The 16,433-nt window shown below is 44.1% G+C and carries 20 protein-coding genes and 2 tRNA genes; 9 read left to right on the plus strand and 13 right to left on the minus strand.

Annotation, left to right across the window (positions count from 1 at the left end; genetic code table 11):
- Positions 1 to 282: 282 nt before the first annotated feature.
- The gene (locus ACP5N5_RS02145) at positions 283 to 1,527 is read right to left on the minus strand and encodes an ORC1-type DNA replication protein (protein ID WP_428132110.1); all 1,245 of its coding nucleotides are present in this window, start codon (positions 1,525 to 1,527) and stop codon (positions 283 to 285) included.
- 5 nt (positions 1,528 to 1,532) lie between these two features.
- A complete protein-coding gene (locus ACP5N5_RS02150; RefSeq protein ID WP_042666837.1) occupies positions 1,533 to 2,027 on the minus strand; it encodes an RNA-binding protein in 495 nt (164 codons plus the stop codon).
- 245 nt (positions 2,028 to 2,272) lie between these two features.
- On the opposite strand from ACP5N5_RS02150, the gene ACP5N5_RS02155 reads away from it, so the two are divergent.
- The 5 genes from ACP5N5_RS02155 to ACP5N5_RS02175 all read left to right on the plus strand — a co-directional run bounded on the left by ACP5N5_RS02155 (position 2,273) and on the right by ACP5N5_RS02175 (position 5,936).
- Positions 2,273 to 4,279: a peptide transporter gene (locus tag ACP5N5_RS02155; RefSeq protein ID WP_428132114.1), complete on the plus strand. Its 2,007-nt coding sequence runs from the start codon at positions 2,273 to 2,275 to the stop codon at positions 4,277 to 4,279.
- A gap of 15 nt (positions 4,280 to 4,294) precedes the next feature.
- Complete coding sequence (locus ACP5N5_RS02160) at positions 4,295 to 5,089, plus strand: translation initiation factor IF-2 subunit alpha (protein ID WP_012609091.1); 795 nt, start codon at positions 4,295 to 4,297, stop codon at positions 5,087 to 5,089.
- On the plus strand, positions 5,086 to 5,286 hold the full coding sequence (locus ACP5N5_RS02165) for an RNA-protein complex protein Nop10 (RefSeq protein ID WP_428132127.1): 201 nt from the start codon (positions 5,086 to 5,088) through the stop codon (positions 5,284 to 5,286). The genes ACP5N5_RS02160 and ACP5N5_RS02165 overlap by 4 nt, the downstream gene beginning before the upstream one ends.
- Before the next feature lie 54 nt (positions 5,287 to 5,340).
- Positions 5,341 to 5,415 (plus strand) — tRNA-Asp (locus tag ACP5N5_RS02170).
- Between the two features lie 125 nt (positions 5,416 to 5,540).
- Positions 5,541 to 5,936 (plus strand): hypothetical protein, encoded by a 396-nt coding sequence (locus ACP5N5_RS02175; RefSeq protein WP_428132130.1) that lies wholly within the window; start codon positions 5,541 to 5,543, stop codon positions 5,934 to 5,936.
- 27 nt (positions 5,937 to 5,963) lie between these two features.
- Here ACP5N5_RS02175 and ACP5N5_RS02180 read toward each other — a convergent pair whose 3' ends face one another.
- The 11 genes from ACP5N5_RS02180 to ACP5N5_RS02230 all read right to left on the minus strand — a co-directional run bounded on the left by ACP5N5_RS02180 (position 5,964) and on the right by ACP5N5_RS02230 (position 13,032).
- A complete protein-coding gene (locus ACP5N5_RS02180) occupies positions 5,964 to 6,467 on the minus strand; it encodes a hypothetical protein (RefSeq protein WP_276814841.1) in 504 nt (167 codons plus the stop codon).
- Positions 6,464 to 7,591 carry a DNA primase small subunit domain-containing protein gene (locus ACP5N5_RS02185; RefSeq protein WP_428132135.1) on the minus strand — a complete coding sequence of 376 codons (1,128 nt, stop codon included), beginning with the start codon at positions 7,589 to 7,591 and terminating at the stop codon, positions 6,464 to 6,466. Before ACP5N5_RS02185 ends, ACP5N5_RS02180 begins: the two co-directional genes overlap by 4 nt.
- A complete protein-coding gene (gene pcn, locus ACP5N5_RS02190; protein WP_428132139.1) occupies positions 7,569 to 8,318 on the minus strand; it encodes a proliferating cell nuclear antigen (pcna) in 750 nt (249 codons plus the stop codon). The genes ACP5N5_RS02185 and pcn overlap by 23 nt, the downstream gene beginning before the upstream one ends.
- A 63-nt stretch (positions 8,319 to 8,381) precedes the next feature.
- Positions 8,382 to 8,726, minus strand: a complete 345-nt coding sequence (locus tag ACP5N5_RS02195) for a transcription factor S (RefSeq protein ID WP_084322058.1) — start codon at positions 8,724 to 8,726, stop codon at positions 8,382 to 8,384.
- 141 nt (positions 8,727 to 8,867) lie between these two features.
- A complete protein-coding gene (locus ACP5N5_RS02200; RefSeq protein ID WP_012609084.1) occupies positions 8,868 to 9,110 on the minus strand; it encodes a hypothetical protein in 243 nt (80 codons plus the stop codon).
- 144 nt (positions 9,111 to 9,254) lie between these two features.
- Positions 9,255 to 9,536 carry a DNA-directed RNA polymerase subunit L gene (locus ACP5N5_RS02205; RefSeq protein ID WP_042666830.1) on the minus strand — a complete coding sequence of 94 codons (282 nt, stop codon included), beginning with the start codon at positions 9,534 to 9,536 and terminating at the stop codon, positions 9,255 to 9,257.
- A gap of 18 nt (positions 9,537 to 9,554) precedes the next feature.
- Positions 9,555 to 10,172 carry a DUF2067 family protein gene (locus ACP5N5_RS02210; protein ID WP_012609082.1) on the minus strand — a complete coding sequence of 206 codons (618 nt, stop codon included), beginning with the start codon at positions 10,170 to 10,172 and terminating at the stop codon, positions 9,555 to 9,557.
- Positions 10,173 to 10,176: 4 nt separating this feature from the next.
- The gene (locus ACP5N5_RS02215) at positions 10,177 to 10,722 is read right to left on the minus strand and encodes an exosome complex RNA-binding protein Csl4 (protein ID WP_276814850.1); all 546 of its coding nucleotides are present in this window, start codon (positions 10,720 to 10,722) and stop codon (positions 10,177 to 10,179) included.
- Positions 10,723 to 10,728: 6 nt separating this feature from the next.
- Positions 10,729 to 11,367 carry an METTL5 family protein gene (locus ACP5N5_RS02220; RefSeq protein WP_428132149.1) on the minus strand — a complete coding sequence of 213 codons (639 nt, stop codon included), beginning with the start codon at positions 11,365 to 11,367 and terminating at the stop codon, positions 10,729 to 10,731.
- 3 nt (positions 11,368 to 11,370) lie between these two features.
- Positions 11,371 to 12,372 (minus strand): diphthamide biosynthesis enzyme Dph2, encoded by a 1,002-nt coding sequence (gene dph2 / locus ACP5N5_RS02225; RefSeq protein ID WP_428132152.1) that lies wholly within the window; start codon positions 12,370 to 12,372, stop codon positions 11,371 to 11,373.
- Positions 12,373 to 12,507: 135 nt separating this feature from the next.
- A complete protein-coding gene (locus ACP5N5_RS02230) occupies positions 12,508 to 13,032 on the minus strand; it encodes a 50S ribosomal protein L16 (RefSeq protein WP_042666828.1) in 525 nt (174 codons plus the stop codon).
- A 127-nt stretch (positions 13,033 to 13,159) separates the two neighbouring features.
- On the opposite strand from ACP5N5_RS02230, the gene ACP5N5_RS02235 reads away from it, so the two are divergent.
- From ACP5N5_RS02235 to ACP5N5_RS02250, 4 genes are all read left to right on the plus strand, one after another.
- Positions 13,160 to 13,260, plus strand: a tRNA-Leu gene (locus tag ACP5N5_RS02235).
- Positions 13,261 to 13,346: 86 nt separating this feature from the next.
- Complete coding sequence (locus ACP5N5_RS02240; RefSeq protein WP_012609077.1) at positions 13,347 to 14,696, plus strand: signal recognition particle protein Srp54; 1,350 nt, start codon at positions 13,347 to 13,349, stop codon at positions 14,694 to 14,696.
- Positions 14,697 to 14,711: 15 nt separating this feature from the next.
- Positions 14,712 to 16,055, plus strand: coding sequence for a tRNA pseudouridine(54/55) synthase Pus10 (locus ACP5N5_RS02245; protein WP_428132169.1), 1,344 nt, complete (start codon positions 14,712 to 14,714; stop codon positions 16,053 to 16,055).
- An 80-nt stretch (positions 16,056 to 16,135) separates the two neighbouring features.
- Positions 16,136 to 16,433, plus strand: a 298-nt coding sequence (locus ACP5N5_RS02250; protein WP_428132163.1) for a 50S ribosomal protein L21e, incomplete at its 3' end; no start/stop codon positions are given.

Below are 16,433 nucleotides of genomic sequence, written 5' to 3' on the forward strand. Positions count from 1 at the left end.
CTCTCTTATAGACGACATTGGTTATCATGGCCTTGGCTACTGGTCTACCACCACCGTGTATGAAGACTTCTTTATATCTCGGGATAACACAACCAAGCCTGATTGTGGACCTCTTTTACCAGTGGGGGTGTGCTCGACAAACCTACCTTTAATCATTATCCTGAGATATACCCCACTACATAATAATTGGTTTCTCCACACAAGCCATTTACATCACTAATAGATGTTATTGGTTTACTGATCCATAAAAGAACTCTACTCACCAGTTATTGGGCAAGCCACCTAGTACTCTATCTCACTCTTCTTCGTTACTAGTGTAGTGATGTATTTCTCTAGTTCTTCTAGTGGTCCATAAGGTATGGATATGAGGGTTGTTCGACCACGGTTACCCATGTTCTTAGTGACAGCGTTGATGACGCCGGTCTTACTTAGGTTTCTGGTGTACTCGTATAGCTGTGTATGAGAGCGCGGTATTTCTCCGTGTATATTGCAGAGTAGCCTGTATTCGTCTTCGACCTCCCCCATTTCCACTTCTTTATCGTTTTTCTTGCGTAGGAGGCGTATTATGCTTAGTAGTAATAATAGCTCGTGAAGGGAGCTGTATTTTAATACATCGTTAATCCTCTCTATTTCCTTGCTTCTATCATGGATCGTTATAGCTTTCCTGACGTGCTCTATGCTGATTCTCCCAGCTCCTTCTTTCTCAGCTATATCTCCAGCTGTAAGTAGTATTGTCAAGGCGTGGCGTGCATTACCCTCGCCGCTCCTGTCTACCCCTTCATATTCAGCGATAAGCTCCAGTAATTTCTCATCATATGCATCCTCATGGAAGGCCAGGCTAGCCCTATACCTCAATATATCAAGTAACTGACTGGAGGTGTATGGCTGTAGTTTTATAATATATCTATTCAGATACGACTCGGTGACAGGGTCGAAGACCCCTATTATATTTGTATCGGTTGACACGAAGACCATGTTCAACCGCTTTGACTCATGGAAGGCTTCATATGCCCTTGTAATAAAGTATACCGCTTCCTTACCAGCTATATTCACGAAGTAGTGAAAGTCGTCGAATACTATTAAAGTATACCGATCGCCCTCATCCAGGAACGAGATAACGGCATCCATTATCTCCTTCGATGATAATCCCCTATGTGGTACTGAGAGGCCTAGTTGCAAGGCTATATCCCTCACTATACTGAACAAGCTCCTATTCCTATAGCAGTTGACATGAATATAATCGAATGATAAGCCCTTCTCCCTTGCTATGCTCGTTAAATTAGTGGCAAAGGTCCTCATTAACGTCGTCTTACCGGTTCCAACTCTACCTACTATGAGTACTCTCTGAGACATGGAACCCGGGTTCGCTATTAAATGCCTGAAGTAGGAGGCTAATAATTTGAGCTCGTTCTCGCGGTGTGGCAGTGCTTCAGGTATGTATTCCGGCATAAGGCTTTCACGATTCTTAAAGATTGATTGCTTGTTTAACTCGTCCTCTATTATTTTTCTTGCATCCCACTTCACCACCTACCTCATCCCCCACGTACTGCGATGCGTGTTCTACAGTGTCCTAGGCCTATGTAGACTCTATCATTGATCCCCTCGATAAATAGGCATTCATCTGCTGAGGAAGTGTGCACCACACCCCTAGACCTCAGATTCTTTAATACAAGTGCGAAGACACGCGTACTCAGCTCCCTAACCCCTCGCATCCTAACCCTGATCTTTACCTCTCCAGGTATCTTCAAGCCGTCAATGCATTCGAGTCGTTCCCCCAATACCTCTTGAAGCCCCATGATACAGTGAACAGGTATTATGGTTTCAACGAATCCGTACTCCCTACTTATAGCCCTCCTATATATACTATCGACATCTCTACACCCATAGACCTGGAGAAGCCCCGGAAAACCCGTTTTCTCAACAACCACGCTATTATCGAGGCTGAAGATCACATCCCCTATCTCACGAGCACACCATTCATCGCTCCCGGTTCTACATGTTACCAGCAGAACTACTCTACAAGACATAGTTATCCTCGTAAAAATAAACTGGAAACGGGGTTTATTGCTTTAAAGACTTTTTCCCCCTAGGTGTTCGCTCCAGTCATTTTATATGGTTTCATGGTTTCATCTAGGAACGCTCTGCTATAGGATCATCCATTTTAATCACTAGCAATAATTATAATTGATTCACAGGAGACTAGAGGGGATTTAAAACTTTATTTACTATTCACTCGTTATCTAGGATACAGCTAGTTTAAGGGTGCAGCCCTATGGATAGAAGAACCATAACAGGCATCATGTTGCTTGTTACAAGCATTCTAGCCAGCACAGTGTTAACCTATACAATGAACACCAAAGTACCTTTCGACAATGTGTCCTGGCTTACAGAGTATTTGTCAAGGAAGCCAGTACTAAGCGATGCATGTACCGGGATTAATCCACTCGATAATACATGTAGTTATTTCATAACCTACACATGGTTGTCCGCTAGAATACTCGGGGTCCTAGGACCCTACGGGGCTCTCTCCATCCAAGTCCTCACGTTAATCCTATTATTCTACATGGTTTACAGGTTCTTTAAAGAGCCCGCGATAGCTGGGCTCACTACATTAATCTATGGAACCGCCCCGGTCACAGTGTTCTGGCTGACTCCATCTAATGCCGGTCCACATGTTTTCACTGGTATTCTAATAGCATTATTCCTGCTCACCTTATATAAGGCGAGAGAAGTGAGAAGCACTCCTACTGTGCTTCTCACAGGTTTAACCGGGCTTGTACTCCAATTATTTAACCCCATGGGGTGGTTGATCGTTGAAGCCGCATTGATAGGTTTATCAGCAGAATACATAGTTGCACCCCTTAAGCGGGTTGATGTTAAGACAGTGTCATCAATTACTTTATCCACTACGCCACTACTGCTACTCCCATGGCTTAGAAACACTTACTCATTAATACCCCTCTTCACGGGCTCACTGATCTTAGCTACCAGTAAATTACTTGAGGACAGGAATTCCTCCACAGGTACACGCTTGGTGCTAGTAGCCACCGCTATCTCAGCATCCATAGCTTTATCAGCCGCATTAATACAGTTGCTTGGAGGCGGTGATTATACTAGTGTATTTATCAAGCCTTATAACCCGCTAATAGACTATGGGGTATTATGCGCCACGGGGTTATTGGGTTTAATAGTGTTCGCTAGGAGTAGAGTGCTCGAGGAGTTTCCCTCAGTAAGGATCACCATTATATCAGCCACCATAATACTGCTTATAGCATCCCTCTACGATCCAACCCTTGCACTAGCCGAGGTCCTGTTCTCAGCAGTGTTATCAGGATTGGCCCTATACATGGTTACGGATTATGTGTGGAGCCATGGGATCAAGGGTTTCGAGACAATACTATATAGGGTCATCGCCTTAATCATAGTATTGGGCATAGTATCTAGTAGCATGCTTCTAGCAGTAGCACAGAATAAGAGCCAACCATATATATACACCTATGATATCCAGGGGTACAGCAATATAGGTACACCGATAAGAAATGAGAGCGCGTGGCTTAATGCGTTAACAGCGTTAAAGCAAGCTATATCTAATACCAGCGTAGACAATATATTAGTGATATCATACTGGGGGTACACCTACTGGATCCAGGGCTTCCTAGCTGAATCACTACCAGCGCCCAGGGTTTACACGTTAGCCCATATATTAGGAGGAGATAGGGGTAAATATATTGTTTCATCAATAATGTTAAGCAATGAGGTTGCTGCATCCAAGATAATAAGTAATGTCACATCAATGATAAACGCTGAGAGGACCTATATAATAATATCATATCTGGCTAGCATTAGAGTAATGATGGGTAATAAAACAAGTAACGCCTACCTTGGACTAGCTGTACCGGTTCAATCACAGAACTATTATGAATATATATACTATGCCGCAGCAGGTGATTTAGCCAGGCTGGTATTATACGCCAGCATCACTAACACTAGCTACGTGGATTACGTGAACATATATAATGCACGTACAGGTTATGAGATACCCCTCGCATGGAACAACAAGGGATCCAATACGTTGCTCGCGCAACTAGCAGTAGACTCACTACATAGGCTGGGTTACACCGTGTATAATGAACTATACAGTTACACATCCTTGTCAAGCAATCTAAATTACTTCAAACCAGTAGCAGTAATTGGTGTACCAGTTATGAATATAACTGGTTTATATAGCGAATACCAGATAATACATGTAGTAGCGGTTTACGAGTTCACTCAACAATAGCCTCGGTGAGAAGAAATGCTAGCTAGGAAGGAATTGCCCGAGATCGGGGAATACGTTATAGCCACGGTTAGGGAAATATACGATTATGGCGCCTATGTCACCCTCGATGAATACGGAGACTTAAAGGCCTTTCTACCATGGAGCGAAGTAGCAACCAAATGGGTTAAGAACATAAGGGATGTCATCAGGGAAGGAGAGAAGATAGTTGTGAAAGTCATCAGAATTGATAGAGCCAGGAAAGAAGTCGATGTCTCATTAAAGAAGGTATCTGATATCGATAAGAGAAAGAAGATGATGTGGTGGAAGCGGTATGTAAAAGCAGCCAAAATAGCCGAACTCGTCGCCGAAAGTCTCGGAAAAACCAAGGAGGCCGCCTATAAAGAAGTAGTATGGAAGCTTGAAGACTCCTATGGAGACCCACTTTACGTCCTCGAAGAAGCAGTACTGAGCGGTAGAGACATCCTGGAGAAAGCCGGAATACCTAGTGAATGGATAGAGCCATTATTAAACGAAGCGAAGAGACATATAAAGGTGAAAGAGGTATCAATACGTGTAAGACTACTACTCCAATCACGCCACCCCGATGGCGTTGAAAGAGTAAGGAAAGTGCTTGACGTGATAGCCGAATCCCTTAACTCTGAAAATGTAAAGTTTAAACTCTACTCAGCCGGTGCGCCAAGATACATCCTCGAAGTATACTCCCATGACTATAAAACAGCTGAATCAGTAGTTGAGAAAATACTAAAGAAAGCTGAAGAGGCTAGCAGCGAATATGGTGTAATATTCAAGGGAGAACGTGAGAAAGCATGAACTGGCTACTTAGAAAATGCAGTAAATGTGGTAGGTATACTTTAAGCAGGGATAGATGCCCGTACTGCGGGGGAGAGCTAATAGTACCCCATCCACCACGCTTCAGCCCTATTGATAAATACGTGGAGTACAGGCTCAAGGAAAAACTCTCAAAGGGAATTATCAAGCTAGATGAAAAACCACCATATAAGCCTTGATTCATGGAACTAACAATTTAAAAACCCTGTGCATAATCAAAATTAGTAAAGGATGCCGCCGTAGTATAGCCCGGCCTAGTATGCGGGCCTGTCGAGCCCGTGACCCGGGTTCAAATCCCGGCGGCGGCGCTCGACACCCATTCCTTCTACGTACATTAATAGGGAGGTCTCATCATAATGGATGAGCAGGTATAATGGTTATTAGGTCTAGGTTTAATATTGGTATTCATAATAGTGTTGAACAGGGGTCTGCATTGAGGAGGTATAGCAGGGAGATATTTAGATACATTTTCGAGTACGATGTACTAGTAAACACTGTTTCAAAGACACTCATGGCTGCTGCCATTGTTTCCTGGATTATTATAGGTGGGAACTGGCTGTACCTATGGTTTAACTATAGCTATCTATCCCAGCAACAGTTAAACCAATTGATCGCGACCTCACTACTCTACACGCTGTTGTTATCGTTCTCGGTATTGGTAGCATATTCTCTTCCCTACTATGTTCCATTAGCCAGGCCGAAGACGCATAAACGTATAAGTGAGACAAAACTAAGGGATATAATCATTATTGGCTCGCTCATATTGTTAATAATGATCATAGTGGCATACATACTGTTAGGATATTACTATATGAAAGCAGCCATGTAGAAAGATGAACTATCACCTTGAACCTCCTCAGGAAGACTTTTCTTCCTCACTAACCATTAATATATGTCTCAGCGGCTTCACGCATTCCTGTATCATTGCTACGAGTAACTCGTTAAATGATAGAAGCGCTACATCATTCCTCCTATACTTCTCGCCACTTACTTCACAATCCTTTATAAATAAAACCAGCGTTTTATCACGGTGCCTCACCGGAAGGGGGTATAAGAGTTCTTTCTCCAACTTGATAATGTTTTCAACGGCTTTCAAGACGCCTTCATCTATGGTGTCGGCTGGGAGCGGTGAGCCAAGTGCTACTTTAGTTATCCTCAACCTGCTTAGGTATTCAGTATCCAAGGCCATTTTATTAATCATCTCGATAAATAATTCCCTACTCTCAGGGTTTAATAGAGGCAGTTTGAACAGAGATCTCCTGATTAACTCGTTTACTTCATCTAGTCTAATCTTCTGGACAGGGGTACACTTTGATGCCTGTAATTCCTCTTTAATTAAGCGGATATATGTGTTACTCATAGTTTTACCCCAATCCCCGATGAATCCCTTACCTCTACTAGCCCATTGACAGCTAGATATAGAGCATAGGGTGCCTCTAATCTAATTATTTCTCCCTTTCTAAGCCCAATAAATTTATCTAGAACCAGGATCTGAGAAGCATCGACCAAGGGTTTAACCATGACTTCCCCATGGAATGGTGAGAAATCAGTGAAACCCTTTCCTCTTAGATCCACGGTTGGCTCAACCTCTACAACCCTTAACCCGGACTTCATGTTTAAGCTGTTAACGAATCTTGAGAGCCTTGACGTATCCATTGTTACAACCTTATCTACTTTAACACAGTTCTCCCGAATTAATTCATCGAGGGCGCTCTTATTGATTATTAATCCCCTTAAACCCGCTACGCTTTTTTCCTTCACTAGCTTCCTCGATATAGCTAACTCGAGCACCCTTCTTCTCAGGCCATATTCAACTCTGCGGAAAACCACCATATCTTTGTATGATGGGAAGATCCTGTCCACATCTATGTTGCTACATGTCACATAATCCGCTATTAATCGCCTCTGCTCACGTGTTAGAGGCAGTGCCTCCTCATCCATCACTCTTACATGGAATCCCCTGTTACCCGAGAAATATATTTTAACCTTGCTAAACCCAAAGTCCTGCACCAGTATATCACGTAGTTTTAAGGCATCGCCCCAGGCTTTCAAGATGCACTCCCAGCTCACTGGGGAATATTTCAAAGGTTCCTCGCCTGAGGGACAGGACTCCCCATCATTAATTATTACTCCTGACTTACTGCAGACTAAATACCTCTGTATGCATCCAGGATACTTGTCAGCATCTATATCGAATATTAACTCCGAGCCCTGCCACCCTTTGGCCTCCATTTCCTCGGCCGAGGGATTGCTGTAGAGGGCTGAAGAATAATACAGGTGGAGAGGTGTTTTCATGGTCTCTATGAAGTTATATAATTGCTCCATATATGGGAAGGATAAGTGCCTGATATACCTGCGATCCTCGAGGCTCTCTAAAGCGATCTCTCTCATATGTAGGTTGCCTGGTTCTTCGAGAGGTCTGAACCTATAGTAGTCCCTTATGACCTTCTTCAAGAAGTTGCTAGTCTTCCCGTGGGGCAACATAAAACACTAGTCTTCCTCCGCCGGGTATCTCGTATGTAAGCTTAAGCGGTGTTCCATTACCGAATTCTATCTCCATTAATTCAGCCGCCTGAGAAGCAACCGATATATCGATAAGATAGTCGATCGTGTATTTAGCCCTTGCATCACTTAGCACCTGGTACTCGATTAACGCACCATCTGAGGCTGAGAGCTCTATTTCAGCCTCAGCTATTTCACTCCTCGATGAGACAGTCAGCTTATCGCTGTCCTTGCTGGCTGAAAACTCGATGGAATCGCTGATGGGCTCTACCTCCCTAACTATGTCTCTAAACAACTTGGGAAGAAGCTTCCCCTTAAACCCTACTTCGAAACTAATCTCCGGTATCTCCTCGTAAGTCATCTCTATGCTTGGCAGGGTAAATCTTCTGACACCCCTACCCTCGAAGACTACGCTTAGCCTGCCGTCTTCTAGCACTTCTAAAACGAGTTCATCACCTCTCCTAGCCCTCTTCAACACCTTGGCCAGATCATCCATTCTTACCCCTACTACAAGTTCCCTTTCCACACTGTACTCTGAAAAAGCCTCCTTCGGTATTGCGAACTCTACAAGTACAACATTACTAGGATCCATAGCTTTCAATAATAATCCGTCTTCACCGCTAATCCTAAAGTTTGCTTCATCAATAATCTTAGAGATGGATGTTATAGCATATCTCCATGCAACTGCGTCACTAAACTTAAGCCTCATTCGAACCACCTACTATACTTTTACCGTTATCCGAATAAATAAAATTATCAAGTACAGAGGATGCTAAGCATACTCTCTCCAAGTGTAACCGCACTTTGTACACTTAAAGAATCTTGTAGGCGGTTCATCCGCAGCCCTTGTCTGAATCACCCAGTAGTATGCCTCATGCCAACCACATTTCGGACACGTTACTTCCCTTGTAACAGGGAGGTTGACCTCTCCTCCGCTTTCGAGTACAAGGGTTTTCTCACCGGGCTTGTGATCGATTCTCGTGGAAACCTTGAAACCCGATGCCTCGGATGCATCAGCCTCTACTTTGTACCCACATCTAGTACAAATCAGATACAGTTTACCATCCATTTTACGGGGACGCATTAAGCCACCGCATTTCGGACACAACTTGGACATGTGAAACCACCGTCTTGAACCAAGTAGAGATAATCAACGAGTAGCCGTTTAAATATTGATGGGAATGATTGAAAGTATTCAAAAGTGACTAAAAGTATCATTGAGACCCGAATCCTGGATAAAAAGGTATCACGTTAAACATTAACACGTGTAAATAACAGGGTAGCCGGATGACTCGGTCCCCGGGAGAGAGGTTTTCAACAGTGTATTCCTATACTGCATGTATAACTCCAGTAGGCGTAGCACCGTATCAACCACTCCGCAATAAACTGTTTTTAAAGCCAGGTACTCTGAGCTATTGAAACCTTTCAGACCAGTAAATACCGCGTTAAGTGGGCTACATCCGCATGGTAGTGCGAACCCTAGTTCTTCACGCGTCATCATAGAATCAAGCACATATTTGATGAATAGTGCCGGGGAGCCGGTGACCCTTAGTATTTTTAACTCCTCTAAAAATTTCCCCTATAAGTTGCAAAGACACCGTATCTCTCTGTAACACCATAGACAAGTATACGTGTCTCGCTTTTCCTACTCAACTACCTTCTCCTCTACAAGCCTTCTAAGCTCAGCGAGCGAGTTCTTTAATCCATTTACTATATCCCTTAGTATTGATTCCACGGTATAACCCGGCTTAACTATAATCGTGAACTCAAACATGTTTTTAAGAGGGTGTGGAACCCTGTATGCTGCATATTCTACACCGGGATGTCTTATCGCCTCCTTCGCTAATAGATTGCCAAGTGTATGGTCTTCATCATATATTTCTAACACTAATTCTCTCTCACTCCTGGATACAACACGTACCTCCATTTAAAACACCTTTGACCCCTATTCGTTTTGCTGTTTAAAACTCTTAATAAATAAGTCTACTGCATCCCGCCACTCATGCTTTAAAACATATAAGCCTGACTCGTCGACCCCGAGGAGCCCTGCTTCCACTGCGTGATTTATGGCGTCATCTAACTGTAGCCCTGTTATAATGGTTACCGTTATGATGAAATACCTTGCTGCCGTACCCTTCACCCTGCCTCTAATAGCGGTGTTTAATTCACTTATTCTCTCAACTAATTCGAGAATCCTGTTCTTCTCTATATTGGTGTAAATGGTGCCATCCTCGAGTCTAGCCTTATACCCTTGTTTCTCAAGGATTTTCACGAGCACCTCGGGCGGGAAGGTCTTCCTGGTTAATTTAACTATCACGTCAATGCTGAATGCTTGTAAACCCGGCCCACTGACCCCCTTAGCCATCCTTGAATAATTCTTTAACTCAATCCACAGTTTTTTCAGATCTGTTTCATATCCGTAGGCATCTACTATTAAGCCGTTACTGGTTACCGCGAACTCAACATGCTCTATTGAGGGAACCCTCTCCTTGACAAGCTCGTATAATTTTAAACATTCTTCGCCTCTACATGGAATCCTATATCTCCGCTTAACCAGTGGCAAGCGATCACCTTGAGACGTGTATATAGTTTAAACTGGTTTTACGTTTCTCAATATTCCCGCATGTATTACACACTAATTTATCATTGCTCTTGTAGAGCAGGGAGCCACATACACTGCAATACGCCTCTATAACGCCTAATCCTGGTTCCTTAATGGTTAATTGGTATGGTATAGAATTATTGAGCACCTTAGCCTTAACGAAGTCACCTGGTCTAATGGCCCCTAGAAGGCTCTGTGTAAACTCATTGGATGCCTGCGATACATGTATAATCCCGGAGGCTTCAACTCTTTGCCCTTCTATACTATATATCTTTAGAAAAGCCAGCTCATCAGTCACGGCCTCGACATATGCTTCGACAATGGTTCCCGGCTTAATCAACTCTATGTTTTTCACTTGTCTAACATATACTTGCTTCTTATATCTATCGAAGACCTTTAACCCGAATACCTGGGACCTGACCAAGCCCTTTTCATCAATGTATGCACCTTGGAGAGGCAGTGCCTCCTCCTCTACTGCAAGTGGTTCGCCAGGCATCACTATCTCTTGCATAATTAATCACGCCCTTGTCAGGATAATAAATACTGTTTTAACCCTATATATTCGCCTCCTATGGGTCTCAAACATCATTGGTATTTCAAAGTCCAGTAGCTCATACGAGTCCAGGGTAAACCCGTTGTCCTCGGCCACCTCCCTAGCGATATTCATGAATGCCTCAGAATACTTGTGTATACTATATATGCTTCTAGCCGTCGCCATAGCCCTCCTAAGGAAGACTATGTCCAAGCCCCTGTTTTCAGCGACCACGCCAAAAGGAGGGTTCATCAACACTGTGTCAACATTCTTGAGTCCTAAACGCTCCACGTCGGCATCCACGTAGAGAATCCTACCCGCCGCACCTGGAAACAAGGATGATACTGTACCTAAACCATATAGTAATATATCTTCATCAATATCTACACAGATAGCTCTACGAGCACCCATCAGTATCGACGCAATAGATATTCTCCCATCGCCACATCCATAATCACCTATCGTCAACCCCTTCACGTCGCCCCTCATATACGCTGTCCAAACCATATGCGCCACTATGCTTGACGGTGTCTGGTATTGCTCAAGCCTCTTCTTCGAGTGCATGTACCAGTTGATCCGTGAGAGAATCAACTCTAGCTCCTTCTTACTCCTAATAAGCCCCATTGCTCACCACGGGTATACATATTTCTCCGAGCCTGTTAGAAGCATCAGGAATTCGCCAGGGGTTAACACCGGCTTATAGAAGTCATCTAAGTCGTCTATGGGGAGCCTCGGGCAACTCGTGACAATATATATGTCGAGATTGAGGGCGTTATCTATGGCTATTAATCGCTCAATACTAAGATACGTTGAGGAAACCTTGTAGACCCTATACCCTTTCTCCAAGGCTTCCCTCTCGAGTTTCTCAATAAGCCAGGGACGATACTGGCCCGGCCTAGACCCAATGATAAGTCCAACCCTAACACCGCTTATCTTAGCCTCGTAGATCTTCAGCAGCCTCTTCCTAAGGGTCTTCTGAGCCTCCTCACTAGCTGACCACACCCTACCCCTGTAGGGATCTAAGACTACTACAGGCTTCCTGGAAACCAGTGCAAGACCTAGGGGATGGAATATCCCACCGGCTATCACGAGGTGAGCATCGACTCTGTCATCCAGTGATGCTACATGTGTATAGAGGCAACCCAGTAGAGGGCTGTATACCTCATGAATCCTAAACCCATTTGAGCTGAGGTGTTCCACAATAATCCTTCTTATTTTCTCCTCTACAATTGTTGAGGAGATGGAAACACCTATAATCCCCCGTGATCTGAGGTAACTAGTCAGCTCTCCAAGCACCCCCTCACTAATCATTGGACGAGCATAGACGGGTACGTAAACAATGCTTACACCAGGCTTAAACCCATGGTTAAAATACTCTAGATGCCCCAGGTGAATAAGGACGTCGACCCCGAGGGCCTCAGCCTCCTCCACAGGGACATCGCATGCTCCATATCCAGGGCTCGAGGAAAAGAATATTTCAATACCTCTTCCTTCGAAAACACCGGCGACGCATTTATATAAAGGCTTAAAGCCGTCTGGCGCATGAAGAAGAATCCTTTTCACGCCTTTCTCAACAAGCCTATATAATACATCGAGCTCGATATCATAGAGGCTACATAGGTCCTCCATGAATAACACGCCTTTTAATCCCATTATACCGATGTGGAAGACTTAATATTATTCTACCTGGAAAAACAAGAGTTTCCAAATATAAGGATAACCTAGTTCCCAGGTCCTGTAGAAGAGAACACGCTTAGGGCTTAGCTATAGTGGTGGAAGACCTGGCTTCAATGGTTTAACAATTACTCTCGTCGGTAACGGAAGCTTCGACGCAGCTATTTTTAATGCTTCCTTACCTATCTTAGCATGCTCCGCCTTCACCCTTATCACTATTACCTCCTGCCCTGGGCTTACTCGTGCAGCTGTCCCGATGGGTTTACCAAATGAGAGCCTCATGCCATCCTGTAGACGGTCTGCACCAGCAAAGGCCATCATCTTGTTTTCCCTGATAACGTGGTGAGGATATGGTTTGACTTTAAGGTAAAAGTTGTTCTCGCCGGCATCAACGCTGAGCTTCTTTAAAGCCATTACACGGGCTGCCTCTAACGCGTTATGCCTTATCTGCCCTGCCTCCTCGACGACTAGTGCAAGCTCGTAATCATAGTCTAGTTTTGGATTACCCATCTCAAACTTAGTTATCTTCGGCTGGGGGACGCCTGGAATATACTCTTTCCTCGTATATGGTGGTCCGCTGAAATGCGTGTAGCACCTGGCTGGGCGTATAGGCATATTCTTAATCACCTACCCCTCATTCATGCAATCAGGCTTTATTAACCTTACCCCACCGCTTGTTTATATATCTTGACCCTCAGCCTAAGGATTTAATACTCCCGGGAATCATTAATTATGAATCAGTGCGGGGGTGCCCGAGCTTGGCCAAAGGGGGCGGACTCAAGACGAGCCCAGGGAGAGATCCGCTGGCGTAGGCCTGCGTGGGTTCAAATCCCACCCCCCGCACCTTCCATTACTCCCTGATCCTGGAGCAATCTGTATACGGTTAAAACCCTGGTTGAGATCCCTATTTTTGAGGATGGGTGTTGCTTATGGTGTTTGACAATATCAGGAGTGCTTTAACAAGGTTTCTGAAGGGAGGGGACTACGAGAAATCCGTGGAGGAGTTTATAAGGGAGCTGCAGAAGGAACTCGTAAGAGCCGATGTTAATTTGAAGCTAGCGGTGGAGATCACTAACAGGATAAAGGAGAGAGCCCTTAAATCAGAGCCTCCTCCAGGTATTAGTAGGAGAGAATGGTTTATAACAATAGTCTATGAGGAATTAACCAGGCTCCTAGGTGGTGATAAAAAACCCTCTATAAAGCCGTTGAAGAAGCCGTGGGTTATAATGCTCGTCGGCTTACAGGGTTCTGGTAAAACTACAACGGCCGCTAAACTAGCATACTTCTATAAGCTAGAGGGCTATAAGGTGGGACTAGTAGCAGCAGACACCTTCAGGCCTGCAGCATATACGCAGCTTAAACAACTGGGTGAACAGATAGGCGTACCGGTTTATGGTGAGCCAGATAATAATAATGCCGTCTCGATAGCGGTGAAAGGAGTCTCCTTCTTCATTGAAAGGAGAACAGATATTATAATAATAGATACCGCTGGAAGACACCACAAGGAGGAAGACCTCTTAGATGAAATGAGGAAGATAAGTGAGCAGGTTAAACCAGATGAAGTAATACTCGTCATAGATGCATCCATAGGGCAGCAGGCTCATAATATAGCCAAGAAGTTCCATGAAACCACCCCAATAGGCTCTATAATAGTCACGAAGCTTGATGGAACGGCTAAAGGTGGAGGCGCGTTATCAGCAGTAGCGGCAACCGGTGCCATGGTGAAATTTATTGGAACCGGAGAAAAAATAGATGAATTAGAAGTATTCAACCCACCTAGATTCGTCTCGAGAATACTGGGGCTTGGAGATATAGAGAGCCTTGTTGAGAAAGTGAGGAGGCTACAACTAGACTTCACGGAGGAGGATGCTAAAAGACTCATCGAGGGAAAAATAAACATGAGGCTAGTCTACAAGCAACTAGTAAGCCTAAGAAAAATGGGCCCCCTTGCCAAGATAATGCAGATGATACCGGGTCTAGGGGTAAAGCTACCGCTCGAGGTGGATCCAAAACAACTAGAGGTGAAGCTAAGCAAGTGGCTTGCCGCAATAAATTCTATGACCTACGAGGAACTCGAGAACCCGGATATCATAGATAAATCCAGGATCAAGAGGATAGCTTATGGAGCCGGCGTCGAAATCGATGATGTAAGGGAATTACTTAAACAATACGAGCTAATGAAGAAGCTGAGTAAGCAACTACGTAGAAGAGATATATTAAAGAAACTTGGTATCAAACCCGAGGATCTTAAACTAGAAGAGGAGCCTGGTGGAAGCTAGGGATAAGAAGGATTGATGATCATGGAGACCCCTCAACAAAATAGATGTGGAGAACACTGCAGCATCATTGAGACAGCTGCAAAAATTCTCTCAGAATACCCTCTCTGCGATAGATGTCTAGGCCGGGTCTTCGCAAAGAAAGGGATCGAGTTGTCCAACGAGGAAAGAGGAAGGGCTATCAAGACTCTACTAGCGATGAAGCTATACGCAGACTACACTAGTGAAATCATTGATGCCGAGTATATCGGTAAAATAGCATCAAACACGGGGGATCCCGTTACAAGGCTATATAGAAAAATAACTGGCAGAGAGATCTCCGTTAATCCATGCTATATATGTCTCCACAGGGTATCCAGCGATTATATTGATGAAATAGCTAGGAGAGTAGCAGTGAAACTAAGTGAGTTGAATGCGTCCTCATTCATCATAGGTGTAAAACTGGATAGCGAGGTAGTTAAGAAGGAGCTGGATGTACACGTGTTGGCGGGATTGGAGTCAAGTGAGTCATTGAAAAACGAGTTGAAACGCGAGATAGGTAAGAGAGTGACTCAACTAACAAATATACCACCTGACTTTGATAAGCCGGATGTAGTAGTAATAGTGGATGTAAATAAGGACTTCGATTACTCAATACAGACGCAGGTAAACCCAATACTGTTAAAGGCGATATATTTCAAGAGAGGGCGTAGAATATCCCATGTACCATGGTTCACAAGCAATGGATCCAGGAAATACCCTGAGAGCATACAGGACTTTATAAGGGATAGTATAGCAAAACTCTTCGATGCGCGAGACATTAAAATTCATGCAGCTGGACGGGAAGACGTGGATGCTAGAATGCTTGGTTCCGGGAGACCCTTAGTAATAGAGGTTAAAGAACCCGGGTTCAGGAATGTCGATCTAGACTTGTTAAACTATATACTGGATGATCAATTTATCAAGGTCTCGGTAATAGGGGCCGCAACTAGAAGGGATATTGAGTCTATTAAGGAGGGATCCAGAAAGAGAAGGAAGATATATAGGGTAGCAGTCCTCACCGAGAAGCCAGTATCTGAAGGGGATCTCGAAAAGCTCTCAAGCTTCTTCAAGGAGAGAAGTGTTAAACAAAGAACACCAACGAGGATACTAAGGAGGAAAAAGGATCGTGAGAGGATTAAACGGGTATACCGCATCGAAGTTATCAATATCTCCTCACGGGTTTTCGAGGCATTAATATATTGCGATGGCGGCTTATATGTTAAGGAACTAGTGCACTGCGACAATGGACGCACTACCCCTTGTTTCAGTGAGATACTGGGGACGCCTGCTTATCCATTAGAACTAGATGTACTTTATATTGAGAAGACATGGGATAAATAACTTTATAAGCTGGTTACAGGGGATTTTAGATATAGCATGTCCAATGGATGCTTAAGCCTGCAGTATGAAAGGTGGAAAAGATGGTTAAAGCACCAAAGGGGTATAGGCATAGAACCAGGAAGCTCTTCAAGAAGAATGTCAGGGAGAAGGGGTCGATACCGCCTCTAAGCCTAGTGCTAAGAGAGTATAAAGAGGGGGAGAAGGTACACATAGTTATCAATCCATCAGTATACAGGGGAATGCCGTATAGGAGGTTCCATGGAAAAACCGGTGTAGTACTTGGAAAACGTGGAAGAGCCTATATTGTTAAAGTGATGATGGGGGATAAGGAGAAGATATTGTTTATAAGGCCAGAGCACATGAGACCCTTAAACATCC

The sequence above is a fragment of the Desulfurococcus sp. genome (assembly GCF_049970475.1).
GTDB lineage: Archaea > Thermoproteota > Thermoprotei_A > Sulfolobales > Desulfurococcaceae > Desulfurococcus > Desulfurococcus amylolyticus.